The sequence below is a fragment of the Pseudomonas sp. Pc102 genome, assembly GCF_018408275.1.
In the GTDB taxonomy this organism is placed as follows: domain Bacteria; phylum Pseudomonadota; class Gammaproteobacteria; order Pseudomonadales; family Pseudomonadaceae; genus Metapseudomonas; species Metapseudomonas tohonis.
The window spans coordinates 994957-1018847 of the sequence record NZ_AP021905.1; the positions used below are offsets into that span (position 1 = coordinate 994957).

Here is a 23891-nt window from a genome sequence, read left to right on the forward strand (position 1 = left end):
GCGGTCAGAGCACGTCGTGCAGGGTCTTGCCGTTCGCGGCGTCCGGCACGCCGACGCCGTTGAGGGCGGCGTTGAGGCCCACCGACACCAGGCAGGCGATCACCACGCTGCTGTGCAGGAAGGGCTGGCTCCACGCGGGCAGTTGATGGAACAGGGCGGGGGAGAGCACCGGCACCAGGGCGGCGGCGATGGTGAAGCCGACGATCAGCACGTTGTAGCGGTTGCGCTCGTAGTCGACCTTGGCCAGCGTCTGGATGCCGGCGGCGGCGACCACGCCGAACATCGCCACGGCGGCGCCGCCCAGGGCCGCGGTGGGCATCGAGGCGATGATGGCGCCGGCCTTGGGGATCAGAGCCACGGTGCACATCATCAGGCCGCTGACGGCCACCACCCAGCGGCTGCGCACGCCGGTGAGGATCACCAGGCCGACGTTCTCCATGAAGGCGATGAAGGGAAAGGCGGCGAACATCCCGGCGATGGCGCTGGACAGGCCGTTGGCGCGCAGCCCGGCGACCACCTGGCGGTCTTCCACCGGGCGCTCGACGATGTCCCCGATGGCCACGAACAGGCCCATGGACTCGACCATCTGCACGATCATCACCACCACCAGGGTGGCGATGGGGATCAGCGCGAAGGTGGGCACGCCGAAGTGGAAGGGCACCGGCACCGTCAGCCAGGGCGCCTCTTCCACGCCATGGAAGTTGCCCATGCCCAGCGCATAGGCCAGGCCGCCGCCCACCAGCATGCCGATCAGCACCGACATGTTGCGCAGCAGCGGGCTGCCGTAGCGTGTCACCAGCAGGATCACCGCCAGTACCACCAACGTCACCAGCAGGAAGCCGGGGGCGCCGAAGTCGCTGTGGTTGCGCCCGCCGCCGGCCCATTCGTAGGCGATGGGGAACAGCTGCAGGCCGATCACCGTGACGATGCAGCCGGTGACCACGGGCGGGAACAGCCGGCGCAGGCGACCCACCCAGGGCGCCACCAGCATGGTGAAGAGGCCGGCGCCGATCACCGCGCCGCAGATGCCGGCGACGCCGACATCGGGGTTGCTGCCGATGGCGATCACCGGCCCCACGCTGCTGAAGGCGGCGCCCTGGAGGATCGGCAGGCGCACGCCGAACTTCCAGAAGCCCAGGGTCTGCATCAGGGTGGCGATGCCGCAGCAGAACAGCGTGGTGCTGATCAGCAGCACGGTGTCCGGCTGGGACATCTTCAGGGCGCTGGCGACGATCAGCGGGACGGCGATGGCGCCGATGTAGGAGACGGCCATGTGTTGCAGGCCGAGGGTGAGCATCTGACGGAGCGGCAGAACCTGGTCTACCGGGTGCACGGCTGAATTCATGGTGCTAGTCCTCTGGCGAATTGTTCTTGTTGCTGAGGGAACCCGTTCAGTGTGCCCAGGGCCGTCGCCCGGCTCACGGGCGTAGCGGCAGCCCGGAGCGTGGTCAGCCTGCGAGGCAGGCGGCGAACCCCTGGTTGAGGGCGGCGCGGTCGAGGTCGCGGCCGATGAACACGATCTTGCTGGTACGCACCTCGTTGCCCCAGGGCGTGGAGGCGCGGAACTCCACCAGGCTGTGCACGCCCTGCAGCACGTAGCGCTGGTCCTCGCCCTGCACGGCGAGCACGCCCTTCATGCGGTAGAGGGTGTCGGCCTGGCGCTGGCGCAGGTCACTGATCCAGCGGTGGAAGGCCATCAGGTCGATCTCCCGGGTCACGGCGATGCCCACCGAGCTGACGCTGGGGTCGTGCTCGTGGCCGTCGTCCGCGCCGTGCCCGTGGTGGTCGTGGTGCTCCGCGCCGATCTCCATCAGCTTGCGGGTGGCCTCGAAGGCGCCGACGCCGAGGATGCCGTCCAGGTCGATGCGCGCGTAGCTGGAGGTCACCAGCTCGGCGGTGGCGTTGAGGCTGCGCACCTTGCCCTGCAGGTCGGCCAGTTCCTCGCCGCCCACCAGGTCCACCTTGTTGATGATGATGCGGTCGGCGCAGACGATCTGGTCCACCGCCTGGTTGTCGACGCCGTCCAGCTGCAGGTCTTCCAGGTGCTGGGCGACGTGCTTGGCGTCCACCAGGGTGACGATGGCGTCCAGTTCCACTTCCTCGGCGATCGGGTCGTCGATGAAGAAGCTCTGTGCCACCGGGTAGGGGTCGGCCAGGCCGCTGGTCTCGATGAGGATGCGGTCCAGTCGCACCGGGCGCTTCACCAGCTCGCGGATGATGCGCACCAGGTCCTCGCGGACCTCGGCGGTGCAGCACACGCAGCCGTTGACCATCTCGTAGATCTCCTCGCTCTCGGAGCTGAGCACCAGGTCGCCGTCGATGCCGACTTCGCCGAACTCGTTCTCGATCACGGCGATCCTGTGGCCGTGGTTCTCCTTGAGGATGTAGTTGAGCAGGGTGGTTTTGCCGGCCCCGAGGAAGCCGGTGAGGATGGTCACCGGGATCTTGCGGTTGGGCGTCGGGGCGTTGAATGCAGTGTTCATGCGAGCTCCTTCGGGGTTGCGGAATGGTCGCCGGCGGCGTTGGCGTCCGGGGCGGGTTCGCCCCAGCGCAGCGCGGTGCCGGCGTCGAGGCCGAACAGGTCGAGCACCCGGCCGAGGCTGTGGTCGACCATCTGTGAAAGCGATTGCGGGCGGGCGTAGAAGGCCGGCACCGGCGGGGCGATGATCCCGCCCATCTCGGTGACCGCCGTCATGTTGCGCAGGTGCGCCAGGGTCAGCGGCGTTTCCCGCGCCATCAGCACCAGCGGCCGGCGTTCCTTGAGGGTCACGTCGGCGGCGCGGGTCAGCAGGCTGGAGGAGGCGCCGCTGGCGATCTCCGCCAGGGTGCGCATGGAGCAGGGCGCCACCACCATGCCCAGGCAGCGGAACGAGCCGCTGGCGATGCCGGCGGCGACGTCCTCGGCGCGGTGGTGGTGGCTGGCGAGGGCGATGACGTCGGCCAGCTTGTAGTCGGTCTCGTGGGCCATGGTCAGCAGCGCTGCGCGGCTCAGCACCAGGTGGCTCTCGATGCCCAGCTGCTCCAGCAGCTCCAGCAGGCGCACGCCGTAGACGAAGCCCGAGGCGCCGCTGATGCCCACCACCAGGCGACGCGGCGTCATGACGGGCTCCCCGGCAGGTAGCCCTTCAGCAGCTGGCGCATGCGCCCCTGGATGCGCGGGTCGAGCTGCGCGCGGATGCCGTCGAAGCCCGCGCTGCGGGTGGCGTCCAGGCCCATGCGCGAGGTGGTGCCGTTGGCCGAGGAGGAGGGGTCCAGCGGGCTGCCCGGCAGGCCGTCGATGGTGAACAGGTCCTGGTGCGGCTGGAAGTGCGTGGCCAGCGCCCAGAGCACCTGGCTGTCGTCGCTGATGTCGATGTCGCTGTCCACCGCGATCACCGTCTTCAGGTACGGGTCCCAGCCGAGCAGGGCGAGCATGATCTGCCGCGCCTCGCCGTCGCGGCTCTGGTCCAGCGCCACGTAGCAATGGAAGTGGGTGCCCGAGTTGGGGTAGTGCACGGCGGTCACCGCCGGGAAGCGCGCCTTGAGCTTCTCGCTCATCTCCGCCTCGCGGGGCAGGCGTGCCAGGGTCAGGTGCTCGGCGTAGCGCCCGCCGACCACGTCCACCAGCCAGGCGTCGCGGCGGCGCAGCAGGGTGTCGACGCGCAGCACGTTGTTGGTGGAGCGGTCGGAGGAGTAGCCGCTGAACTCGCCGAAGGGGCCCTCCTCGGCATAGGCGGTGGGGTCGATGGCGCCCTCCAGCACGAACTCCGCGTGGGCCGGCACGCCGATGCCGTAGCGCGGCGTCTTCACCAGCTCCAGGGGCGCGCCGAACAGGCCGCCGGCCACCGCACGCTCGTCGGCGCCATAGGGCAGGCGCGCGGCGGCGGCGAGCATGAACAGCGGGTGGGCGCCGACCACCATGGCCACCGGCAGCTCCTCGCCGCGCTCGCGGGCGGCCTGCAGCATGCGCCACAGGTGGCCGCGCGAATGCAGGCTGGTGGCCAGGGCCTGGCGGGCATGGCGCATGGAGCGGTGGTAGCTCATGTTGGCCACGCCCGTGACCGGGTCCTGGGCGACGATGATGGCGTTGGTGATGTAGGGGCCGCGGTCGCTGTCGAAATGCTTGAGCATCGGCAGCAGTGCCAGGTCCAGCGCCTCGCCCTCGACCACCTCGTCGAGCACCGGGCCGCTGTCCAGGTAGACCGGCGGGATGGGCGCGTTGGCGCGGGCCTGGAACACCTCGTGGAGCTTCGCCGGGGTGGTGCCGAAGAGCCGGGCGATGCGGGTTCGCGAGGCGAACAGGTTGGTCGCCACCGGCACGCCGAGGTTGCCCACCCGCTCGCAGATCAGCAGCGGGTGGCGGCCCCGGGCGGCCAGGGCGTCGACCAGGGCGGTGACGTCCTGGTCGCTGGAAAGGGGTTCGGCGATGGTCAGCACGTCGTCGGCGAAGCGCTCGCGGTAGGCCTCGATGAACGCGTGGAAATCCTGGGCCGTGGCAAAGCTCGGCAGGGTCATGTCGCACCTCTCGAAAAGCAGGCGTCCCGGGGCGCGGGTGTCCGAGCCCTGCGCGCAGCCGGCCGGCTGGCCGACCGCGCGCGGTCCCCGGGAGCCTGTAAGTACCGCAGTGGAAACCCTAGAGGTAGGTGGTGGTCAGGCGGATCTCCGCCTCCGCCAGGTCCTTGGGCGGCGGCGTCGGGTCGATGCCCACCAGGCGCGCGATGTTGTTGCCCAGGTAGTCCTCCAGGTGGTCTTCGTCGATGCCCAGCCCTTGCGGGGCGGGGGAGCAGAGCACCTCCAGCTCGCGCAGCCACATGCCCGGCTCGTTCGGCGGCGAATCGGTGCCGAAGACGATCTTGTGGCGCGGCAGCTCCTTGGCGAACTCGACGATGCGCGACTGGAAGCACCAGCCCGACTCGCAGTACACGTTGGGCGTGTCCATCGCCATCCAGAAGGCCTCGAAGGAATAGTTGCCGCCGGTCTGGATGCCGAAGTGGCCGATGATGAAGTTCACCATCGGGAACTCGCGGATGATCGGGTAGAACATGGTCGGGATGGTGTAGGGCCCGTCACCGGTGTGGATCAGCACCACGATGTTGTACTTGGCGCAGACCTTCATCGCCGGGCGCAGCCAGTCCAGGGCGCGGTCGGGCCGGTAGCCGTGCATGTTGGCGTGCAGCTTGAGCATCTTGAAACCGTATTCCTTGACGTGGAATTCCAGCTCCGCCGCACCGTTCTCCGGGCCCCAGCGCGGATTGAAGGTGAAGTTGCCGATGAAGCGGTCCGGGTAGTTCACGCACAGCTCGGCGATGTACGACATGTAGTCGCGCACGCCCTCGCGGCCACGGCGGTTGCCGTCGCGGTAGCCGGTGTTGCCCGGCGGCGGCTGGATGAAGCCCATGTCGATGCGGCGCGGCTTGCCGTTGATCATGTAGGGGCCGTCCATCAGCTTGAGCATGCGCTCGCCGGTGAAGGGCGTGCCGGTGTGGCGCCAGGCCTCGTCGACCAGGTTGGTGGGGTGCAGGTGGGTGTCGATGATCATCGCGTCAGCTCCTGGCCAGTTGCGTGGTGACGGGGCTCTTCAGCAGCGCCTCGGCCTCGGCGAGGCTGCGCGGCGGCGGGGTCGGCTCCAGGCCGATCATCCGGGCGGTGTTGTTGCCGAGGTAGTCCTCGAGGGTGTCCTCGTCCAGGTCCAGCCCCTGGGGCGGCTCCATGCACAGCACCTCCAGCAGGCGCAGCCACATGCCCGGCTCGTTCGGCGGGGTGTCGGTGCCGAAGAGGATCTTGTGGGTCGGCAGCACCTTGGCGAACTCGACGATGCGCGACTGCAGGCACCAGCCGGACTCGCAATAGACGTTGGGCAGCTCCATGGCCCACTGCATGGGCTCGAAGACGTAGACGCCACCGGTCTGCACGCCGAAGTGCGCCATGATGAAGTCGACGTTGGGAAACTCCTTGATCATCGGCACCCACTCGGACGGGATGCTGTAGGGGCCGTCGCCGGTGTGCAGCTTCACCGGCACGCCCAGCTCGGCGCATTTCTCGAAGGCCGGGCGTACCCAGTCCAGGGCGCGGTCCGGGCGGTAGGCGTGCATGTTGGCCTGCATCTGGACCATCTTGAAGCCGTGCTCGGTGACGTAGCGCTCGATGGCCTCGACGCCGTTCTGCACGCCGCAGCGCGGGTTGTAGACGAAGCAGCCGATGAAGCGGTCCGGGTAGGTCTGGACCATCTTCAGGGTGTAGGCCATGTAGGCGTCGATGGATTCGCGGCCCGACAGCTCGCCGTCGGTCCAGGTGTAGATGGTGTTGCCCTGGGGCGGCTGGATGAAGGCCTTGTCGATGCGGCGCGGCTTGCCGTTGACCAGGTAGGGGCCATCCATCATCTCCAGCAGGCGCTCGCCGGTGAAGGGGTCACCGTCGTGCCTCCAGGCGAGATCCACCAGGTCGGTGGGGTAGCAACTGATATCGATGATCACAGTTCGATCTCCTGATAGTGCGGGGAAGGAAGACCTTCCGGTTCGCAACAGATCGACCTGTGCAATGGCCATTGCTAGGTGCCTCGCAGCACCTTCCCGCGCCTCTTGCAGGGCGCACAGGACCTGAGCTGTCGCTTGGTCCGCAGTATCGGGAGGGGCCTCGGAGCGCGACCAATACTATTTGGCCGCCGGGTTGATATGCGCTGGATATCGGCGCCGCAAGGGGATGATTTGCAAGGGGTTATCCACAATGCCACCGCCCGCAGTGGGCGCGAATTCATTCGCGATCGGACCTTCGTTGGATGGGTCGGGCGGCGTTCCGCGAGGTACGAAACCCATCAATGCGGAGCCTCAGGCATAACGACGTGCCCGGTCCGACTCCGCCCGGTGGAGGTAAAAAGCGACCTCCACCCTACACAGCGGTCATGTCTCTGCCGGTGTGTTGCCGCTTTTCCTGTGGGAGCGAATTCATTCGCGATCAGGCTTCCAGGTGCTCACCCGGTCGCCCCGAACGTCTGCGCCGCCATCTCGCGGATCGCATCGACCATGGGCGCGACCTTCTCGGCGCCGCCGTGGGGCCAGAGGGCGTAGAGGTTGTAGTGCGCGGGAATGCTGGTGCGGGTCAGGCGCACCAGGCGGCCTTCGCGCAGGGCGTCGGCGGAGAGCAGGCCGCGCACCAGCCCCACGCCGGTGCCGGCCTCGGCGGCGGCCAGCAGGTTGGCGACGTTGTCGAAGACCATGGTCGCCTGGGGCTCCATCGGTTCCAGCCCGGCGGCGTCCAGCCAGGGAATCCACGACCGGCGCGAGTAGCCCAGCAGCGGGAGTTTCAGCACCTCGGTCGGCTCGATGGGTGCGACCAGGCCGTGGCGACGCAGCAGCGCCGGGGAGGCGACCGGGGTGACGCGGTCGTCGCAGAGGGGGGCGAACTCGCAGTCCTGCCACTCGCCGTAGCCGTAGCGCAGGCTCAGGTCGACGCGCTCGAACGCCTGGCGCTCCAGGCGCGGCATGGAGAGGAAGAGGATCTCGCGGCCGGGGAACAGCGCCAGCAGCGCCGGCAACCGGGCGTTCAGCCAGCTCTGCGCCAGCTCGGCGTCGACATCCAGGGTCATGCGCCGGGGCAGCTCGCGGTTGCTCACCGAGGACAGCGCCTTGTCGATCTGCATCAGGCCGTCGGCGAGCATCCCGGCGAACAGCTGGCCGGCGTCTGTGAGGCTGCTGCGGCCCTTCTCGCGGAGGAACAGCGGCTGCCCGACGAACTCCTCCAGCGTGCGGATCTGCTGGCTCACGGCGCTGTGGCTGAGGTCCAGGTCGCGGGCGGCCTGGGAGAAGCTGCCGGTGCGGGCCGCCTGGAGGAACGCGCTCATCGACTGCAGCGACGGGTATCGCTTGTACATGGCTGTTAGTCCTGCTTACACGGGTTGGCGGAAATCGTCGCTGGCTGGCGCAACCGGTCGTACCCACTATGGGGCGGCACGACTACACGCGAATTCTCGCCTCAGTTCAAGGAGCGCCCGGCATGATCGAGATCGTGGTGAATGGCACGCGCCATCAGTTGGAAGAAACGCTGGCGTCCACGCCGTTGCTCTGGGTACTGCGCGACCGCCTGTACCTGACCGGCACCAAGTTCGGCTGCGGCGGAGGCTTTTGCGGCGCCTGCACGGTGCACCTGGACGGCACGCCGATCCGCTCCTGCCAGTTCCCCCTGGCGGCGGCGGCGGGGCATGCGATCACCACCATCGAAGGGCTTTGCGCCGAAGGCGACCACCCGCTGCAGCTCGCCTGGATCGCCGAGGACGTGCCGCAGTGCGGCTACTGCCAGTCCGGCCAGCTGATGTCAGCGGCGGCGCTGTTGGCCTCCGGCCGCGCCCTCGACGACGACGCCATCCGCTCGGCCATGGCCGGCAACATCTGCCGCTGCGGCACCTACCCACGCATCGCCAAGGCCATCAAGCGCGTCGCCGCCGAGCGCGGGGAGGCGTCATGAGCCTGGCCCGGCCGCTGGCGCGGCGCACCTTCCTCAAGCATTCGGCGACCCTGGCCTCGGGCCTGGCCATCGGCTTCCACCTGGGCGGTGCCCAGGCCGGGCGCGAGCTGGGCAGCGCCGCCGGGGCCACGGCGCCCTTCGAGCCCAACGCCTGGGTGCGGGTGCTGGCCGACGGCACGGTGAGGATCGTGGTGCACAAGCATGATTCCGGCACCGGTACCCACACGGCGCTGGCCGCCTGCGTCGCCGAGGAGCTGGACCTGGACCCGCTGGCGGTCGAGGTCATCACCCCCGAGAACCCCTTCTTCGAGGCCTACCGGCACCCGCTGTGGAAGGTGTTTTCCACCGGCGGCAGCACCAGCGTCGCCCTGGAATACGGGCGCCTGCGCGAGGCCGGCGCCACCGCGCGCACCCTGCTGGTCGAGGCCGCGGCGCTGCGCTGGGGCGTGGCGCCGGGTGATTGCAGTACCGGCGGCGGGCAGGTGCTGCACGGCGCCAGCGGGCGCCGCGCGGGGTATGGCGAGCTGGCCGACGCCGCCGCGCAGCTGCCGGCGCCCAGGGCGGTGAAGCTCAAGGACCCGGAGCAGTTCAGGTACATCGGCAAGCTGCGCCACAAGCGGCATGCGGCGGACAAGGTCAGTGGGCGCTTCGAGTACGGCATCGATGCCCGCGTGCCGGGCATGTGGGTGGCGGTGGTGCAGCGCAGCCCGGTGGTCAACGGCCGGGTGGCGCGTATCGACGACAGGGCGGCGCTGAAGGTGCCCGGCGTGCACCGGGTCATCCGCATCCCCGCGCAGGACAAGGTGCTCGGCGGCAACCAGGAAGGCGTGGCGGTGCTCGCCGACGACTACTGGGCCGCCAGGCTGGGGCGTGCCGCGCTGGTGGTGGAGTGGCAGGGCGGCGCCGTGGATTTCGACAGCGCGCAGCTGGCCGAGGTCCAGGCCAAGGCCCTGGAAGACGCCACCGCCAAGCTGGTGCCCACGCTGCAGGCCGGTGATGCCGCTGTGGCCCTGGGCGGCGCCGGGCGGGTGGTCAAGGCCGACTACCGCATGCCCGCCAAGATGCAGAACCCCCTGGAGCCGGTGTGCATCATCGCCTGGCTCGACGCGGGCGGGATCACCTTCAAGGGCGGCGTGCAGGTGCCGTCCTTCGCCATGGAGGCGGCCGAGGTGGTCTGCGGCCTGCCGGCGGAAAAGGTGCATATCGACGAGATGGTCTCCGGTGGCAGCTTCGGCGCGCGGGAGGCCAAGTACTGGCTGTTCGAGGTGGCCTACCTGGCCGCCCAGGCCAAGGTGCCGGTGAAGCTGATGAACAGCCGCGAGGACGAGATGCGCGCGCTGTATGGCCATCCGGCCACCTTCCACCGCCTGGAGGGCGCGCTGGACGGCGAGGGCGGCTTGCAGGCACTCAGGCTGCGCGCGGTGTCCCCGGCCTCGCCGGAGATGTGGGAGCCGGGCTACTTCGAGCGCCCGGACCACATGGACTACAGCACCACCGAGGCCATCTCCGCCTTCGACTTCGCCTACCGTGCGCCGCACCTGGACCTGGCCTGGCTGCGCCACGAGAGCGGCGTCCCCAGCGGCTGGTACCGCTCGGTGAGCTTCATCCCCAACGTCTTCGCGGTGGAGAGCTTCATGGACGAGCTGGCCCAGGCCGCCGGCCGCGACCCGCTGGACTTCCGCCTGGCGCACATGCACGAGCGCCCGCGCCACGTCGAGGTGCTGCGCAGCGCGGCCAAACGTGCCGGCTGGGGCAGCGCACCCGGCCCGGATTCGGCCCTGGGCATCGCCACCAACCAGGGCTACGGCAGCTTCATCGCGGTGATCGCCCAGGTGGCCCTGCGCAAGGGTGTGGTGCAGGTGGAGCGCCTCACCTGCGTGGTGGATTGCGGGCTGGCGGTCTCGCCCGGCGGCGTCGAGGAGCAGCTCCAGGGCGGGCTGATGTGGGGGCTCGGCCACGCGCTGTTCGACCGCCTCGACATCCGCCAGGGCCAGGTGCTGCAGAGCAACTTCCACGACTACCGGGTGGCGCGCATGTCGGACATGCCGGCGCTGGACATCCAGGTGCTCGAAGGCGCGCGGGACAAGCCCGGCGGCGTCGGCGAACTGGCCAGCCCGGCGGTGGCGCCGGCCATCGCCAACGCGGTGTTCCGGCTCACCGGCAAGCGCCTGCGGGACACGCCGCTGGCGCTGGATGGGCTGGGCTGAACGGGGTGATCTGAACGGGCTGCGGAGGCCGCATGGACTTACGACTGCTGCGTTACTTCTCGGTGCTCGCCGATGAACTGCACTTCGGCCGTGCGGCCACCCGGCTGCACATGTCGCAACCGCCCCTGAGCCAGCAGATACGCCTGCTGGAAGAGGCCCTGGGCACGCGCCTGTTCGAGCGCAGCCACCACCGGGTGGAGCTCACCGAGGCCGGCCGCACCCTCAAGCAGCAGGTGCCGCTGGTGTTCGAGCAACTGAACCGGGCGCTCGACCTCACCCGCCAGACCGCTCGCGGCCAGTTGGGCGAGCTGGAGATCGGCATGATCAGCTCGGTGATGGTCGGCGTGCTGCCCCGGGCGCTGAACCGCTTCCGCGTCCACTACCCGGACGTGCGCTGGCGCCTGCACGAGATGACCCCGGCGGCGCAGCTGATGGCGCTTAAGGAGCACCGCATCGATGTCTGCGTGTTCCGCGTCGGCCATGACGACCCCGGCCTGCGCAACGAACTGCTGCTCTACGAACCCCTGCGCGCCGTGCTGCCAGCGGAGCACCCGCTGGCCCAGCAAGCGTCCCTGGCGCCGGTCGACCTGGCCGGCGAGTTCTTCGTCACCCTGGAACTGAACCAGTCGAGCTTCGCCAACTTCCTCGTGCAGTGCTGCGTGCAGGTGGGCTTCAGCCCGCTGATCCGCCAGCAGGTGATCGAGGTGCAGACGCTGCTCGGGCTGGTCCAGGCGGGGTTCGGGGTGGCGCTGCTGCCGGCGTCGCTGGAGCAGCTGGCGCCGGCGGGGGTGGTGTTCCGCCGCCTGCAGCCGCCGTTGCCGGAGGTGCCGCTGTACGCCATCTACCGCGCGGGCGACGACTCGGCGGTGCTGCAGCGCTTTCTCGAAACCCTGCGCGAGCAGAGCGCCGCCGAGCGCGGCATGGCCCAGCCGCTGCCGGCCTGAATCAGCGGCCTGCGGCGGCCAGCCACGCCAGCATGCCGAGCCCGGCGCGGCGGCCGCTGGCGAAGCAGGCGGTGAGCAGGTAGCCGCCGGTGGGGGCTTCCCAGTCGAGCATCTCGCCGGCGCAGAACAGGCCGGGCAGGGCCTTGAGCATGAGGTTTTCGTCGAGCGCCTCGAAGGGCACGCCGCCGGCGGAGCTGATGGCCTCGTCCAGCGGGCGCGGGCGCACCAGGGTGATGGGCAGCGCCTTGATCGCAGCGGCCAGGCGTTCCGGGTCGGTGAACACCTCGGCGGGGGTGAGCTCGCGCAACAGGCCGGCCTTGACCCCGTCGATACCCAGCTGGCCGTGCAGGTGCCTGGCCATGGAGCGCGCGCCGCGTGGCTTGGCCAGGGCCTTGATGACCTTCTCCGGCGGGTGGTTGGGCAAGAGGTCCAGGTGCACGGTGGCGCTGCCGTCGCGGGCGATGCGCTGGCGGATGCGGGCGGAGAGCGCATAGACCAGGCTGCCCTCGATGCCGCCGGCGGTGAGCACGAACTCGCCCGGCCGGGGCGGCTCGTCGTCCAGGCGCAGGGCCACGGTCTTCAGCGGCGCGCCGGCGAATTTTTCCCTGAGCAGCGGGCTCCAGGCGTCCACCTCGAAGCCGCAGTTGGCCGGCTGCAAGGGGGCGATGGCCACGCCACGCCCTTCCAGCAAAGGCACCCAGGTGCCGTCCGAGCCCAGGCGCGCCCAACTGCCGCCGCCCAGGGCGAGCAGGGTGGCGCGGACCTCGATGCTGCGCTCGCCTTCCGGCGTGGCGATGCGCAGGTGGCCCTGCGCGTCCCAGCCCAGCCAGCGATGACGGGTGTGGATGGCCACGCCCGCCTCGCGCAGGCGCTTGAGCCAGGCGCGCAGCAGCGGCGCGGCCTTCATGTCGGTGGGGAACACACGCCCGGAGGTGCCGACGAAGGTGTCGATGCCCAGGCCGTGGATCCACGCGCGCAGCTCCTCGGCGCCGAAGCCGTGCAGCAGCGCGGCGACGTCGTCGCGGCGCTCGGCATAGCGGGAGAGGAAGGCTGCGCTGGGCTCGGAGTGGGTGATGTTCATCCCGCCGACACCGGCCAGGAGGAACTTGCGGCCCACCGAGGGCATGGCGTCGTAGAGGTCGACCCGCACGCCGGCGAGCGCCAGGGTTTCGGCGGCCATGAGGCCGGCGGGGCCGCCGCCGATGATGGCGACGCGGGAGGGGTTCTGGGTCATGGAGGGCTTGGCGAGGTTGGGCTGGCGCGCATTCTAGCGCAGGCCTCGCCGGGGGACATGGGCGCCGCGCGTGGCGGCGCCCGGCGGGCTCACTGTTGCTGGCGCAGTTGCGGCTCGGCTTGCGGCTGTTGCTGGTGCTGCAGTTCGGCGCGGGCCTTGGCCCGTTTCACGTATTCCTGGTAGGCGGGGATGGCGATGGAGGCGAGCATGCCGATCACGAAGATCAGCGCGAGGCCGCCGACGAGGCCGGCCACCCAGGCGCTGCCCTTGGTGCGGCCATACTTGGCGTTCCACTTCTGGTCACTGGTGCAGAAGAACACGATGGCCTCGATCAGCGAGACCAGGCTGGGTATGCCGGTGCCGATGAACAGCAGGTAGAACAGCCCCCACCACTGGCCCAGGTAGAAACGGTGGAAGCCGAGGCCGCCGAGGAACAGCGCGAGAAAGCCCGCGACGATCTTGTTCTTGGGGTTCAGGTTCTGGTCGGCGCCGCAGCGCGGGCAGGCCTGTGCGGTCGGGGTGATGGAGGAACCGCAGTTGCGGCAGAACACGCTTTCGACTTCGAGGTTGGCGCTGGGCGCCTGGTAGGCATGGACTTCCATGGAGACATCCTTGTGGGGGAAAGGGGCGACTCTAGCAGTGCCTCGAAACGGCTGCTAGCAGGTGGCCATGATTCTGTTAAGGCGGCGTGGATTGGGGGCTGTGGGGTGTTTGGGAAGGGATGAGGGAATGTATGGGAGGAGTTGTGGGTTAGGTGTACTCGGTGGGCTGAAGCCCACCCTACGCCCACCCTGTGCCTCACCTAAGCCAGGCCTTCGCTTTGCCAGACGCGGGCGGCGCTGTGGTGGAGGATGCCGTGGCGGCGGGCGAGGGCTTCGCGGTCCTTGCTGTAGCCGCCGCCGATCAGGCCGACCACGGGGATGTCGCGGCCCAGGCAGTGGCGCATCACGGCTTCGTCGCGGGCGGCGACGCCGGCATCGGTGAGTTGCAGGTAGCCCAGGGCGTCGTCCTGGTGCACGTCGACGCCGGCGTCGTAGAGCACGAGGTCGGGCTGGTAGAGCGGCAGCAGGTAGTTCAGGGCGTCGTCCACCACCTTGAGGTAGTCCCCATCGCCCATGCCCATCGGCAGGGGGATGTCCCAGTCGCTCTCGGCCTTGCGTGCGGGGAAGTTCTTCTCGCAGTGCAGAGAGACGGTGATGGCGTCGGGCGTGTCGGCGAGGATGCGCGCCGTGCCGTCGCCCTGGTGCACGTCGCAGTCGAAGATCAGCACGCGCCCGACCCGGCCGGCCGCCAGCAGGTAGCGGCTGATCACCGCCAGGTCGTTGAAGATGCAGAAGCCCGCCGGGAAGTCGTAGTGGGCGTGGTGGGTGCCGCCGGCCAGGTGGCAGGCGAGGCCGTGCTCCAGGGCGAGCTCGGCGGCCAGCAGGGAGCCGCCCACCGCGCGCACGGTGCGTCGGGCCAGGGCCTCGCTCCAGGGCAGGCCGAGGCGACGCTGGTCCTCGCGGGAGAGTTCGCCCTGCTGGTAGCGGGCGATGTAGTCGGGGCAGTGGGCGAGGGCGAGCACCTCCGGCGGGCACAGCTCGGGGCGCCGCAGCTGGTCGTCACGGGTCAGGCCGCTGGCCACCAGGTGATCGCGCAGCAGGCGGAACTTCTCCATGGGGAAGCGGTGTCCGTCGGGGAAGGGCGGGCTGTAGTCGTCGTGGTAGACCAGCGGCAAGGGCATAATGCGGAGCTGTTTTTTCGTCGGCCGGGTCGCAGAGAGTAACGCGGCGGCTGTCCATCTCGTAAGCACCGCCACCCTTGGGAGGAACCGGAAATGCCCCTCGAACTGCAGACCCCGCGCCTGCTGTTGCGCGCCTGGCGCGACGACGACCTCGACCCCTTCGCCGCGCTCTGCGCCGACCCCGAGGTGATGCGCTACTTCCCCGGCACCCTGAGCCGCGAGGAGGCCGCCGCGCTGATCCAGCGCGCGCGTGACCACGCCGCCGAGCACGGCTTCGGCCTCTGGGCCCTGGAGCGCCGGGACGACGGCGAGTTCATCGGCTTCACCGGGCTGGGCAAGGTCGGTTTCGAGGCGCCCTTCACCCCGGCCACCGAGATCGGCTGGCGGCTGGCCCGCGCGCACTGGGGCCAGGGCTACGCCAGCGAGGCCGCCCGCGCGGCCCTGGCCTGCGCCTTCGACACCCTGCAACTGGCCCAGGTCGTGGCCTTCACCGTGCCTGCCAACAGGAATTCCAGCGCAGTGATGGAACGCATCGGCATGACCCGTGACGAGGCCGGTGATTTCGAGCACCCGAAGGTCGCGGTCGGCCACCCGCTGCGCCAGCACATTCTCTACCGCATCCACCGCCAGGACTGGCTGGAGCGGCCATGAGCGACGGGCTCCGCGCCTGCCACGCACGCCAGGCTTCGCCCGGCGAGCGGGAGGGCGATGCTCCGCATCGGCTGCCATTTCGACGAAGCGGTGCATGAGCTGCCGACAGCCGCTGGCAAAATCTTTACCATTCCACCCCTGGCCGCGCCCGCCGGGACGAGCGCCTGACGACGGCACCGGCCTATCCTGAATGAACTCGACCCCGACCCTGAACGGGGCAGCCGCCTTGCAGAGGAGATAACCGCCATGACCCAGGTGCTGGACGATCTGGTCGCCTTGCTGAGCCTCGAATCCATCGAGGAGAACCTCTTCCGTGGCGTCAGCCAGGACCTGGGCTTCCGCCAGCTGTTCGGTGGCCAGGTGCTCGGCCAGTCGCTCTCGGCGGCCAGCCAGACGGTGGAGGACGAGCGCCACGTGCACTCCCTGCACGGCTACTTCCTGCGCCCGGGCGATGCCGGCCTGCCGGTGGTCTACACCGTTGACCGGGTACGCGATGGCGGCAGCTTCAGCACCCGGCGGGTGACGGCGATCCAGAAGGGCCAGCCGATCTTCACCTGCAGCGCGTCGTTCCAGTCCGACGAGGGCGGCTTCGAGCACCAGATCACCATGCCCGAGGTGCCCGGCCCGGAGAACCTGCCTTCGGAACTGGAGATCACCCGGCAGAACGCCCACCTGATCTCCGAACGCATGCGCGACAAGTTCCTCTGCGACAAGCCGATCGAGATCCGCCCGGTCACCGCCAACAATCCCTACGACCCGAAGCCGGGCGAGCCGGTGAAGCACGTCTGGTTCCGCGCCGACGGCAACCTCCCGGACATCCGCGCCATCCACAAGTACGTGCTGGCCTATGCCTCGGACTTCGGCCTGCTGACCACCTCGATGCTGCCCCACGGGGTTTCGGTCTGGCAGAAGTTCATGCAGGTGGCCAGCCTCGACCATTCGCTTTGGTTCCACCGTGACCTGCGCGCGGACGACTGGCTGCTGTATTCCATGGACAGCCCCTGGTCCGGCAATGCCCGCGGCTTCTCGCGCGGCAGCATCTTCAACCGCGCCGGCCAGCTGGTGGCCTCGGTGGCCCAGGAAGGGCTGACGCGGGTGCGCGAAGACTGGAAATGACCCCCCGGCCTATCCCGTAGGAGCGAGCTTTGCTCGCGAAGCGTCCAGCCAACCGGGGCACAGCGTATGGCCCGACTCCGCTCTGGTGGACATGAAAAGCGATGTCCACCCTTGTATCTCGACTAAATACCTCCACAGGGGTAATAGTCCCCGACTGATCATCGGGGGAGGGGCTGGAAGTCGTGTCCACCCTTAGGCCGCGAGCCTGCAACGTAGATAGTGCTCCGCCCCTCCACACTCACTCGAAAAATCCGAACGGTATCCAGAGCCTCGAGCTCGCATCTACAAGGTTGGGTCGGGTGCAGTGATGATCGCGTCTGAACGGATCGGAAGGAGTACTCATGCCCAGCGTCATTGGCCTCGACATCGCCAAACACACCTTTGACCTCGCCACCCTGCAGCCCAACGGCAAGTACCGCACCAAGGCCAAGCTGGCCAACGACAAAGCGGGTTTCGCCGTCTTGCGCGACTGGCTGAACAAGCACAGCGAACCCGGTGCCTGGGTCGTGATGGAGGCCACCGGCATCTACCATGAAGCCCTGGCCGAATGGCTGTTGGAGCACGGCTATCGGGTCTGTGTCCTCAACCCGGCACAAATCGCCCACTACGCCCGTAGCCAGTTGCAGCGGGTGAAGACCGACAAGGTCGACGCCAAGCTGATCGCCGAATACGGCGAGCGCCATCAGGACAGTCTGCGCCCCTGGCAACCCGAGCCCCGTGCCGTGCGGCGCTTGAAAGCCCTGGTACGGCGCCTGGAGGACCTGCGCGAAATCGAGCAGATGGAGCGCAACCGCCTGGAAGTGGCCGATGCCAGCGTCCAGGCCTCGATCCAGTCGGTGCTGGAACATGTCGGGCAGGAGATCGAAGAGACCCTCAAGGCGATCGACGACCACATCGACAACGACCCGGATCTGCGCGGCAAGCGCGACCTGCTGACCAGCATCGACGGGATCGCCGACAAGACCGCCGCCCTGCTCCTGGCGGAGCTGGGCGACCCACTGCGCTTTGCCAACAGCCGCGCCGTCACTGCCTTTGCCGGGCTCAATCCGCGGCTGCAGGAGTCCGGGAACCACCGGGGACAGACGCGCATCTCCAAGACGGGCTCATCGCGCCTGCGGGCCGGCCTGTTCATGCCCGCGATCAGCGCCCTGACGTACAACGAGGCGATCAGGGCCCTGAGCGAACGGTTGAGGGCGAAGGGCAAGACCGGCAAGCAGATCGTCTGCGCAGCGATGCGCAAGCTGCTGAACATCGCCTATGGCGTCTTGAAATCGGGCCGGCCATTTGACGCAAAACTGGCCCTTGCTCACTAGGAATCAAGACGGTATCTACGCCCGGAATGCCCAAGTGCCCCACGGCGGCCGGGCCTGCGTAGGGTGGATGGCGCTCTTCTCATCCACCGATCGGTGTTCCCGGCCTGCACCCCGGGTATCCCCAGGGCCAGCCTCAGGACAACTGCTGCTTCAACGCATCGCCCTGGCCGAGCACCCGGGGCATGTCGTCGTAGCGAATCCACCACTGGCCCTGCCACTCCATGAGGTTGACCTGGTGGTGGCCCTGCCATTTCAGCAGGTGGCGGCGTGGCTGGGTGTCGGGCGCGCGCTGGCCGTCGCGCAGGGCGGGTAGCACTTCCTGGGTTATCCACTGGCGCAGGCTGCTGTTTTCCGGGTGGTAGAAGTTGACCAGCAGCAGGGCGTGCAGGCCGCTTTCGTTCACCAGCAGCTCTTCGGTGAATTGCCCGGCCTCGTGATGCAGGGTTTCCTGGCGCCACTGGTCGGCGTCCAGCTTGGCGGTGATGCGCATGTCGAGGCGGCTGTTGGTGAGGCGGGCGAGGTCGCGGCAGCAGAACCAGGGCAGGCCGTCGATCAGCACGACGTGGAGGGGGCGGCGGAAGCGGATGAAGCGGGTGGCGGTGCGGTAGTCAGTCATGGCGCACCTCCGGGCGGGCGGTGCGTTGGGTGACGGGGTGTTGCGACTGGACGGCTCTCATATCCCAGGACTCCTTTCTGGAAGAGGAGCCGCCACCGGCATGAGGGTGGCGGACCGTACAGGGCTTGAGACACCGGCAACTAGACAAACCGGAGGGGCAGACGCCCGTCCTGTACGGTCCGCCATAGACGGCCAGGAAGCCGGAGCCCGGAGGTCCGTCTTTCTGCTATGGCGATTTTTATCCAGTTGGAGATCGGGGTCTCACTCCCGGTCATGACCAAGGCCACGACGGGGCGAGAAGCTACTCAGAGGTTTTGTAGGACGGCAATGCAGTTGCCCTGTAGGAATTCCCTCAGCCCGATATGCAATCCGCAGAGGCCTGGCAAGCAGGCTGTAGGAAACGATGAAGCGATTTATCGCCAATCGAAATTTCCAGGGGGGCTTTCATGGCGCGCCAGGTATAAGGATGCATGCTGGCTATTTGCTCTTTATTTCGTAAGAAAATCGCCATTATTCAATTGGGCGTATTTCTTACAAAACCCGGAAAATCCATTGTATTCAGCGGCTTGAACCAGTGGCGCCAGGGTGGTGGCAGGGTGTGAAGGACAGCTGGCATTCCCGGGCTTTTGAAGGGCGCAAAATTTCTACTACGGTCCCTTTCATTGGTACACAAGTACTCATGGAGTCTTGGGTGTTGTAGGAGTTTTCATAAATGAACCGCGCTCAGTTTTTGATTTCGTCCCTGGTGCTTCTGCCTCTGTCGTCGTCTCTGGAGGCCGCGGGGACGGTCCAGGGGCAGTTGGGCATACAACTCGTCATCGGCGCCGGCTGCACCGTGAACAACGGCAGCAACAACGGCAGTGCGAACACGTTCGGCAGCATCGCCTTCGGTACCTACCCCAGCCTGAACAGCATCATCGAGGCGCAGTCCGTGGGCTCCTCGGCGGGCAGTTCGTTCGGGGTCACCTGCAACATCGGCACCAACTATTCGGTAGCCCTGGACTCGGGCCTGCACGCCACCGGCAACCAGCGCAACATGAGCGCCGGCGCCACCGACGTGATCGCCTACAACCTCTACAAGGAGGCGGCGCGCACGACGCTCTGGGGCAACGGCAGCAACGGCGGCACGGCCCTGGCCGGCACCGGCACCGGCGCCAACCAGGAACTGGTCGTCTACGGCCGCGTCCCACCGCAGACGACACCCGCCACCGGCACCTACACCGATACCGTCCAGGTGACAATCACCTGGTAGCGGGCGCGCCGGAGCCGATGCTCCGCCGCCGATGATCATTGCGACAAGGAAGTAGGAATCAACACCAGGAACCGCCATGGTCTGCCGTTGCGACAGCAAGTGGATATGGCTGGTGCTGATAGTTTCGACGGCGGCCAGCCCGTCGATCCATGCCGCCAGCAAGAGCGCCACCGTAGGGATCACCGCCGAAGTGTTGCCGGCCTGCACTGCCGGAAGCACCGTCCCCGCGACCCTCGGCCAGTTCGGCACCCTGGATTTCGGCACCCACCTCGACCTCGCGGCCCAGGTCACCGTGGTCGGCCAGGCGGGGGCTGGTGCGCTGCGGGTCAACTGCCTCACCAACACCCCTTATCGCGTGCTGATCAGCGCCGGCGGCAGCGGCAACGTCAACGCACGGCGCATGACCGGGCCCTCTGCCGCCCAGGTCAGCTACAACCTCTACACCTCCGCCACCTACGCGACCGTCTGGGACAACAGCATCGGCGTCACCGGGACCGGCAACGGGCAGGACCAGCTGCTGCCGGTGTACGGCCGCGTGCCGGTGCAGGCGACGCCGCTGTCGGGCACCTACACCGACACGGTCACCGTCACGGTGAGCTGGTGATGGGGCGCCTGCCGGCGTTCACCTGCCTGGCGCTGCTGCCGGGCCTGCCGTGCCTCGCGGATACGGGCACCAACGAGTTGCAGATCACCCAGCTGTTCGAGATCAAGGCCGCGGTCACCGCCGGCTGCGTGCTGGGCAGCGGCAGCAGCGACGTGACCACCTACGGCAGCATCAACTTCGGCCAGGTCAGCACCCTGCCCAGCGACGTGACCCGCGTGAGCACCGTGGGCAACGGGTCGATCCAGCTGCAATGCACGCCCGGCACGGCGCTGACCATCGCCATCAATGCCGGGCTCAACACCGCCAGCGTCAGCGGCGGGCGCTACATGATCAAGGGCGCCGAGACCCTGCGCTACCAGCTGTACAAGGACGCCGGCTACAGCGCGGTGTGGGGCGACGGCAGCAACGGCGCCACGGCCCTGAGCGTGAACTACAGCGCCACCAGCGGCACCCAGTCCTACCCGATCTACGCGCGGCTGTTCGCCGTGGGCAGCATGCCCAGCGCCGGCATCTACAACGACACGGTGACGGTCACCGTCAGCTATTGAAGGGGGAACACCCATGCAGCGAACCGCCCATGGACATGGCCTGCGCACCGGCGCCCGCGCCGCCCTGCTGGGACTCGCCCTGACGGCGGCAAGCAATGCCGATGCGGCCAGCTCGGTGCTGATCTGGCCGATCAACCCGACCATCGAGGCCGAGCAGAAGGCCGCCGCGCTGTGGCTGGAGAACCGTGGCCAGCAGCCGGTGGGCCTGCAGGTGCGGGTGATGGCCTGGCGCCAGGGCGACTTCGACGACCGGCTCGATGCGCAACGCAGCGTGATCGGCAGCCCGCCGGTGGTGACCATCGCGCCGGGCAAGCGGCAGATGATCCGCCTGATCGCCACCCAGCCTGCGCCGGCCGGCACCGAGCAGGCCTACCGGGTGCTGGTGGACGAGATGCTGCAGCCCGATGCGGTGGCCGATCCGCAGTTGGGGGTCAAGTTCCAGATGCGCTATTCGGTGCCGCTGTTCGTCTTCGGCACGGGCGTGGCGCCGGCGCCGGTCCCGGGGGCCAAGCCCCGGGAGGGCGTGCAGGTGCTGCAGCCGAAACTCAGCTACCAGGTGCGCCAGGAAGGCGGGCGGCACTACCTGTTCCTGAGCAACCAGGGGGCGGCCCATGCGCGGTTGTCCAAGGTATCGGTGCGCCAGGGGAGCGCTCGCACGCTGATCGCCGACGGCCTGCTGGGCTACGTGCTGCCCGGCGCGCAGATGCGCTGGCAGCTGCCGGATACGGTGCCCGGCGGCAGTTTCGTGCTGGAGGCGCGGATCAACGAACAGGCCGAGCCCCAGCCGATCCCGTTGCAGTGATCCGCCGCAGGCCGGTCGTCGAGGGATGGCGCGCAACGGGGGGCTCGGGCGCAACACCAGCACGCGGGCCAGGTGCCCGTGGTGCGGACTCGTCTTCGTCCTGCTGCTCGGTGGCGCGCCCTGGGCGGCCGAGCCGAACCCGCCTCCGGTCGACGCCGCTCCGGCCGTACCCACGGCGATCGACCCCGGCGCGGTGCCCGGGGAATACACCCTCTACCTGGAGCTACTGGTCAACGAGATGGCCACCGACAGGGTGGTGCCGGTGATCGTCCGCGATGGTCGCTACTTCGTCGATGCCGAGGACCTGCGCGGCGCCGGCGTGCGCCTGCCCGAGGGCGCCAGCGGGCCGCAGGCGCTGGATGCCATCGAGGGCCTGGGCAGCGAGTACGACCAGGAGCTGCAACGCCTGAAGCTGACGCTGCCCAGCGAGTGGCTGCCGCGCCAGGAGGTGGGCGACACCAGCGTGTATGCGCGCACGCCGGCCCGCGCCGACTTCGGGGCGCTGTTCAACTACGACCTCTACTACACCGACAGCGATGCCGGGCAGCGCTACGCCAACACCTGGCTGGAGCAACGCCTGTTCGGCGGCTTCGGCACCCTGGGCAATACCGGCGTCTATCGCAAGAGCTTCGGCGACAGCGAGGGCGAGGGCGAGGGCTACGTGCGCTACGACACGCTGTGGACCTTCAATGACCAGGAAAGCCTGCGCAGCGTGCAGGTGGGCGACCTGGTCACCGGCGCGCTGACCTGGAACAGCGCGGTGCGGGTCGGTGGGGTGCAGGTCTCGCGCAACTTCGCCCTGCGCCCGGACCTGGTCACCTACCCGCTGCCACGCTTCAGCGGCGACGCCGCGGTGCCGAGCACGGTGGACCTGTTCATCAACAATGCGCGGGTCAGCAGCGACGACCTGCAGCCCGGGCCCTTCACCGTCAGCAACGTGCCGTACATCAGCGGCGCGGGCACCGCCACGGTGGTCACCACCGATGCCCTCGGCCGGCAGGTCTCCACCGACGTGCCCTTCTACGTGACCAACACGCTGCTGCAGAAGGGCCTCTACGACTATTCCCTGGGGGCGGGGAAGCTGCGCGAGGACTACGGGCTGGAGAGTTTCTCCTACGGCAGCAGCGTGGGCACCGGCACCTTCCGCTACGGCATCAGCGACGCCTTCACCCTGGAGACCCACGCCGAGCTGGGCGAGGCGCTGCGCCTGGGCGGGCTCGGCGGCACCTTCGGGCTGGGCAACTGGGGCACCCTCGGCACCTCGGTTTCCGAGAGCGTCTACGACGGCCTGCGCGGCCGCCAGGCCAGCCTCGGCTACAGCTACTACTCGCCGTGGTTCGGCTTCGCCTTCCAGCGCGTGCAGCGCAGCTCGGGCTTCGTCGACGTCAGCCAGGTCAGTGCCCTGGAGCTGGGGCGTGAGGAGCTGGGCCTGGCGCGGCGCACCGACCAGGTGACCTTCTCGGTGAGCCCCGAGGAGATCGGCAGCCTGGGTGTGGGCTACTTCTCCAGCGAGACCCACAGCGGCGAGCGCACCCGCGTGCTCAACCTGTCCTGGTCGCGCAGCCTGTGGGCCAACAGCAGCCTGTATGTCTCGATGAACCGCGAGCTGGGCACCTCGGGCTACTCGGCCCTGGTGCAGCTGATCATGCCGTTCGACATGCTCTCCACCTTCAGCGCCAGCGTGGAGCGCGACACCGGCGGCCAGTACCGCGAGCGCGTCCGCTACGGGCGCACCGCGCCCAGCCAGGGTGGCGTCGGCTACAACCTCAGCTACGCCGCCGGCGGTGGCAGCTACAAGCAGGCCGACCTGACCTGGCGCACGCCCTACACCCAGCTGCAGGTGGGCCTGTACGACAACGACGGCGAGCGCACCCAGTGGGGCGATCTCAGCGGCTCGCTGGTGTGGATGGACGGCGGGGTGTTCCCCAGCAACCGCATCAACGACGCCTTCGTCCTGGTCAGCACTTCGGGCTACGCCGACGTGCCGGTGAACTTCGAACACCAGTCGCTGGGCCGCACCGACAGCCGTGGCCACCTGCTGGTGCCCTGGGTGCCGTCCTATTACCGCGCCAACTACGAGATCGACCCGCTGGGGCTGCCGGGCAACGTGCGCATCGCCGAGGTTTCCCAGGAGATCGCCGTGCACCAGGGCAGCGGCGCGCTGCTGGAGTTCCCCATGGAGCGCGTGGTGGCGGCCAGCATCCTGCTCATCGACGTGCGCGGCGAGGTGCTGCCGCGCGGCAGCCTGGCGCGGGTCGAGGGGCGAGCCCTGGAGGCCTACGTGGGCTGGGATGGGCTGGTGTATTTCGAGGGGCTGGAACAACGCAACGCGCTGCGCGTGGAACTGCCCGATGGCAGCCGGTGCGCGGTGACGGTGGAACTGAAGACGCTGGACGAAGAGCTGTCGCAGGTCGGCCCGCTGACCTGCCGCTGATCCGTCCGAAC

General features: G+C 68.7%; 22 protein-coding genes. 11 read left to right on the forward strand and 11 right to left on the reverse strand.

The annotated features are described in order from the left end of the window. Nucleotides 1-4: 4 nt before the first annotated feature. The 7 genes from PHLH3_RS04760 to PHLH3_RS04790 all read right to left on the reverse strand — a co-directional run bounded on the left by PHLH3_RS04760 (nt 5) and on the right by PHLH3_RS04790 (nt 7846). The gene (locus PHLH3_RS04760) at nt 5-1345 is read right to left on the reverse strand and encodes a nucleobase:cation symporter-2 family protein (protein WP_213628397.1); all 1341 of its coding nucleotides are present in this window, start codon (nt 1343-1345) and stop codon (nt 5-7) included. Between the two features lie 103 nt (nt 1346-1448). Next, entirely contained in the window at nt 1449-2483 is a 1035-nt protein-coding gene (locus PHLH3_RS04765) for a GTP-binding protein (protein ID WP_213628398.1), read from the reverse strand. Beyond that, nucleotides 2480-3100 (reverse strand): UbiX family flavin prenyltransferase, encoded by a 621-nt coding sequence (locus PHLH3_RS04770; RefSeq protein ID WP_213628399.1) that lies wholly within the window; start codon nt 3098-3100, stop codon nt 2480-2482. The genes PHLH3_RS04765 and PHLH3_RS04770 overlap by 4 nt, the downstream gene beginning before the upstream one ends. After that, nucleotides 3097-4494 carry a UbiD family decarboxylase gene (locus tag PHLH3_RS04775; RefSeq protein WP_213628400.1) on the reverse strand — a complete coding sequence of 466 codons (1398 nt, stop codon included), beginning with the start codon at nt 4492-4494 and terminating at the stop codon, nt 3097-3099. The genes PHLH3_RS04770 and PHLH3_RS04775 overlap by 4 nt, the downstream gene beginning before the upstream one ends. Nucleotides 4495-4612: 118 nt before the next feature. Beyond that, on the reverse strand, nt 4613-5518 hold the full coding sequence (locus PHLH3_RS04780; RefSeq protein WP_043245036.1) for an amidohydrolase family protein: 906 nt from the start codon (nt 5516-5518) through the stop codon (nt 4613-4615). Nucleotides 5519-5522: 4 nt separating this feature from the next. Further along, a complete protein-coding gene (locus tag PHLH3_RS04785; RefSeq protein WP_021217540.1) occupies nt 5523-6452 on the reverse strand; it encodes an amidohydrolase family protein in 930 nt (309 codons plus the stop codon). A gap of 494 nt (nt 6453-6946) precedes the next feature. Beyond that, nucleotides 6947-7846, reverse strand: a complete 900-nt coding sequence (locus PHLH3_RS04790; RefSeq protein WP_213628401.1) for a LysR substrate-binding domain-containing protein — start codon at nt 7844-7846, stop codon at nt 6947-6949. Between the two features lie 122 nt (nt 7847-7968). Between PHLH3_RS04790 and PHLH3_RS04795 the strand changes: the two genes are divergently transcribed. From PHLH3_RS04795 to PHLH3_RS04805, 3 genes are read left to right on the forward strand one after another with little or no spacing between them, the layout of a single operon-like run. Then, nucleotides 7969-8436, forward strand: a complete 468-nt coding sequence (locus PHLH3_RS04795; RefSeq protein ID WP_213628402.1) for a (2Fe-2S)-binding protein — start codon at nt 7969-7971, stop codon at nt 8434-8436. Then, complete coding sequence (locus PHLH3_RS04800) at nt 8433-10643, forward strand: molybdopterin cofactor-binding domain-containing protein (protein ID WP_213628403.1); 2211 nt, start codon at nt 8433-8435, stop codon at nt 10641-10643. The genes PHLH3_RS04795 and PHLH3_RS04800 overlap by 4 nt, the downstream gene beginning before the upstream one ends. Before the next feature lie 32 nt (nt 10644-10675). Then, nucleotides 10676-11587 carry a LysR substrate-binding domain-containing protein gene (locus PHLH3_RS04805; RefSeq protein WP_043245042.1) on the forward strand — a complete coding sequence of 304 codons (912 nt, stop codon included), beginning with the start codon at nt 10676-10678 and terminating at the stop codon, nt 11585-11587. A 1-nt stretch (nt 11588) separates the two neighbouring features. On the opposite strand, the gene PHLH3_RS04810 is transcribed toward PHLH3_RS04805, so the two are convergent. The 3 genes from PHLH3_RS04810 to PHLH3_RS04820 all read right to left on the reverse strand — a co-directional run bounded on the left by PHLH3_RS04810 (nt 11589) and on the right by PHLH3_RS04820 (nt 14544). After that, complete coding sequence (locus PHLH3_RS04810) at nt 11589-12821, reverse strand: TIGR03862 family flavoprotein (protein ID WP_213628404.1); 1233 nt, start codon at nt 12819-12821, stop codon at nt 11589-11591. A gap of 89 nt (nt 12822-12910) precedes the next feature. After that, complete coding sequence (locus tag PHLH3_RS04815; RefSeq protein ID WP_213628405.1) at nt 12911-13423, reverse strand: NINE protein; 513 nt, start codon at nt 13421-13423, stop codon at nt 12911-12913. A 200-nt stretch (nt 13424-13623) separates the two neighbouring features. After that, nucleotides 13624-14544 carry a histone deacetylase gene (locus tag PHLH3_RS04820; protein ID WP_213628406.1) on the reverse strand — a complete coding sequence of 307 codons (921 nt, stop codon included), beginning with the start codon at nt 14542-14544 and terminating at the stop codon, nt 13624-13626. A 93-nt stretch (nt 14545-14637) separates the two neighbouring features. Between PHLH3_RS04820 and PHLH3_RS04825 the strand changes: the two genes are divergently transcribed. The 3 genes from PHLH3_RS04825 to PHLH3_RS04835 all read left to right on the forward strand — a co-directional run bounded on the left by PHLH3_RS04825 (nt 14638) and on the right by PHLH3_RS04835 (nt 17624). Then, nucleotides 14638-15195: a GNAT family N-acetyltransferase gene (locus PHLH3_RS04825; protein ID WP_213628407.1), complete on the forward strand. Its 558-nt coding sequence runs from the start codon at nt 14638-14640 to the stop codon at nt 15193-15195. Between the two features lie 246 nt (nt 15196-15441). Next, a complete protein-coding gene (gene tesB, locus PHLH3_RS04830; protein ID WP_173173537.1) occupies nt 15442-16311 on the forward strand; it encodes an acyl-CoA thioesterase II in 870 nt (289 codons plus the stop codon). Nucleotides 16312-16652: 341 nt separating this feature from the next. Next, nucleotides 16653-17624: an IS110 family transposase gene (locus tag PHLH3_RS04835; RefSeq protein WP_213627307.1), complete on the forward strand. Its 972-nt coding sequence runs from the start codon at nt 16653-16655 to the stop codon at nt 17622-17624. Between the two features lie 133 nt (nt 17625-17757). On the opposite strand, the gene PHLH3_RS04840 is transcribed toward PHLH3_RS04835, so the two are convergent. Next, complete coding sequence (locus PHLH3_RS04840; protein WP_213628408.1) at nt 17758-18240, reverse strand: Bro-N domain-containing protein; 483 nt, start codon at nt 18238-18240, stop codon at nt 17758-17760. A gap of 799 nt (nt 18241-19039) precedes the next feature. On the opposite strand from PHLH3_RS04840, the gene PHLH3_RS04845 reads away from it, so the two are divergent. The 5 genes from PHLH3_RS04845 to PHLH3_RS04865 all read left to right on the forward strand — a co-directional run bounded on the left by PHLH3_RS04845 (nt 19040) and on the right by PHLH3_RS04865 (nt 23880). Further along, on the forward strand, nt 19040-19492 hold the full coding sequence (locus PHLH3_RS04845; protein WP_244862980.1) for a spore coat U domain-containing protein: 453 nt from the start codon (nt 19040-19042) through the stop codon (nt 19490-19492). A gap of 76 nt (nt 19493-19568) precedes the next feature. Beyond that, a complete protein-coding gene (locus PHLH3_RS04850) occupies nt 19569-20096 on the forward strand; it encodes a spore coat U domain-containing protein (protein WP_213628410.1) in 528 nt (175 codons plus the stop codon). Beyond that, the gene (locus tag PHLH3_RS04855; RefSeq protein ID WP_213628411.1) at nt 20096-20644 is read left to right on the forward strand and encodes a spore coat U domain-containing protein; all 549 of its coding nucleotides are present in this window, start codon (nt 20096-20098) and stop codon (nt 20642-20644) included. Before PHLH3_RS04850 ends, PHLH3_RS04855 begins: the two co-directional genes overlap by 1 nt. 13 nt (nt 20645-20657) lie before the next feature. Next, on the forward strand, nt 20658-21446 hold the full coding sequence (locus tag PHLH3_RS04860; RefSeq protein ID WP_244862981.1) for a molecular chaperone: 789 nt from the start codon (nt 20658-20660) through the stop codon (nt 21444-21446). Nucleotides 21447-21471: 25 nt separating this feature from the next. Continuing rightward, a complete protein-coding gene (locus PHLH3_RS04865; protein ID WP_213628412.1) occupies nt 21472-23880 on the forward strand; it encodes a fimbria/pilus outer membrane usher protein in 2409 nt (802 codons plus the stop codon). The last annotated feature ends 11 nt before the right edge of the window (nt 23881-23891 follow it).

Excerpts from the sequence above, each read along its gene's own strand:
- PHLH3_RS04805 (WP_043245042.1), top strand. The coding sequence starts at position 10,676 with ATGGACTTACGACTGCTGCGTTACTTCTCGGTGCTCGCCGATGAACTG.
- PHLH3_RS04855 (WP_213628411.1), top strand. The coding sequence starts at position 20,096 with ATGGGGCGCCTGCCGGCGTTCACCTGCCTGGCGCTGCTGCCGGGCCTG.
- tesB (WP_173173537.1), top strand. The coding sequence starts at position 15,442 with ATGACCCAGGTGCTGGACGATCTGGTCGCCTTGCTGAGCCTCGAATCC.
- PHLH3_RS04820 (WP_213628406.1), bottom strand. The coding sequence starts at position 14,544 with ATGCCCTTGCCGCTGGTCTACCACGACGACTACAGCCCGCCCTTCCCC.
- PHLH3_RS04765 (WP_213628398.1), bottom strand. The coding sequence starts at position 2,483 with ATGAACACTGCATTCAACGCCCCGACGCCCAACCGCAAGATCCCGGTG.
- PHLH3_RS04850 (WP_213628410.1), top strand. The coding sequence starts at position 19,569 with ATGGTCTGCCGTTGCGACAGCAAGTGGATATGGCTGGTGCTGATAGTT.
- PHLH3_RS04795 (WP_213628402.1), top strand. The coding sequence starts at position 7,969 with ATGATCGAGATCGTGGTGAATGGCACGCGCCATCAGTTGGAAGAAACG.
- PHLH3_RS04800 (WP_213628403.1), top strand. The coding sequence starts at position 8,433 with ATGAGCCTGGCCCGGCCGCTGGCGCGGCGCACCTTCCTCAAGCATTCG.
- PHLH3_RS04815 (WP_213628405.1), bottom strand. The coding sequence starts at position 13,423 with ATGGAAGTCCATGCCTACCAGGCGCCCAGCGCCAACCTCGAAGTCGAA.
- PHLH3_RS04810 (WP_213628404.1), bottom strand. The coding sequence starts at position 12,821 with ATGACCCAGAACCCCTCCCGCGTCGCCATCATCGGCGGCGGCCCCGCC.
- PHLH3_RS04825 (WP_213628407.1), top strand. The coding sequence starts at position 14,638 with ATGCCCCTCGAACTGCAGACCCCGCGCCTGCTGTTGCGCGCCTGGCGC.
- PHLH3_RS04790 (WP_213628401.1), bottom strand. The coding sequence starts at position 7,846 with ATGTACAAGCGATACCCGTCGCTGCAGTCGATGAGCGCGTTCCTCCAG.
- PHLH3_RS04760 (WP_213628397.1), bottom strand. The coding sequence starts at position 1,345 with ATGAATTCAGCCGTGCACCCGGTAGACCAGGTTCTGCCGCTCCGTCAG.
- PHLH3_RS04840 (WP_213628408.1), bottom strand. The coding sequence starts at position 18,240 with ATGACTGACTACCGCACCGCCACCCGCTTCATCCGCTTCCGCCGCCCC.
- PHLH3_RS04860 (WP_244862981.1), top strand. The coding sequence starts at position 20,658 with ATGCAGCGAACCGCCCATGGACATGGCCTGCGCACCGGCGCCCGCGCC.
- PHLH3_RS04835 (WP_213627307.1), top strand. The coding sequence starts at position 16,653 with ATGCCCAGCGTCATTGGCCTCGACATCGCCAAACACACCTTTGACCTC.
- PHLH3_RS04770 (WP_213628399.1), bottom strand. The coding sequence starts at position 3,100 with ATGACGCCGCGTCGCCTGGTGGTGGGCATCAGCGGCGCCTCGGGCTTC.
- PHLH3_RS04780 (WP_043245036.1), bottom strand. The coding sequence starts at position 5,518 with ATGATCATCGACACCCACCTGCACCCCACCAACCTGGTCGACGAGGCC.
- PHLH3_RS04775 (WP_213628400.1), bottom strand. The coding sequence starts at position 4,494 with ATGACCCTGCCGAGCTTTGCCACGGCCCAGGATTTCCACGCGTTCATC.
- PHLH3_RS04865 (WP_213628412.1), top strand. The coding sequence starts at position 21,472 with ATGGCGCGCAACGGGGGGCTCGGGCGCAACACCAGCACGCGGGCCAGG.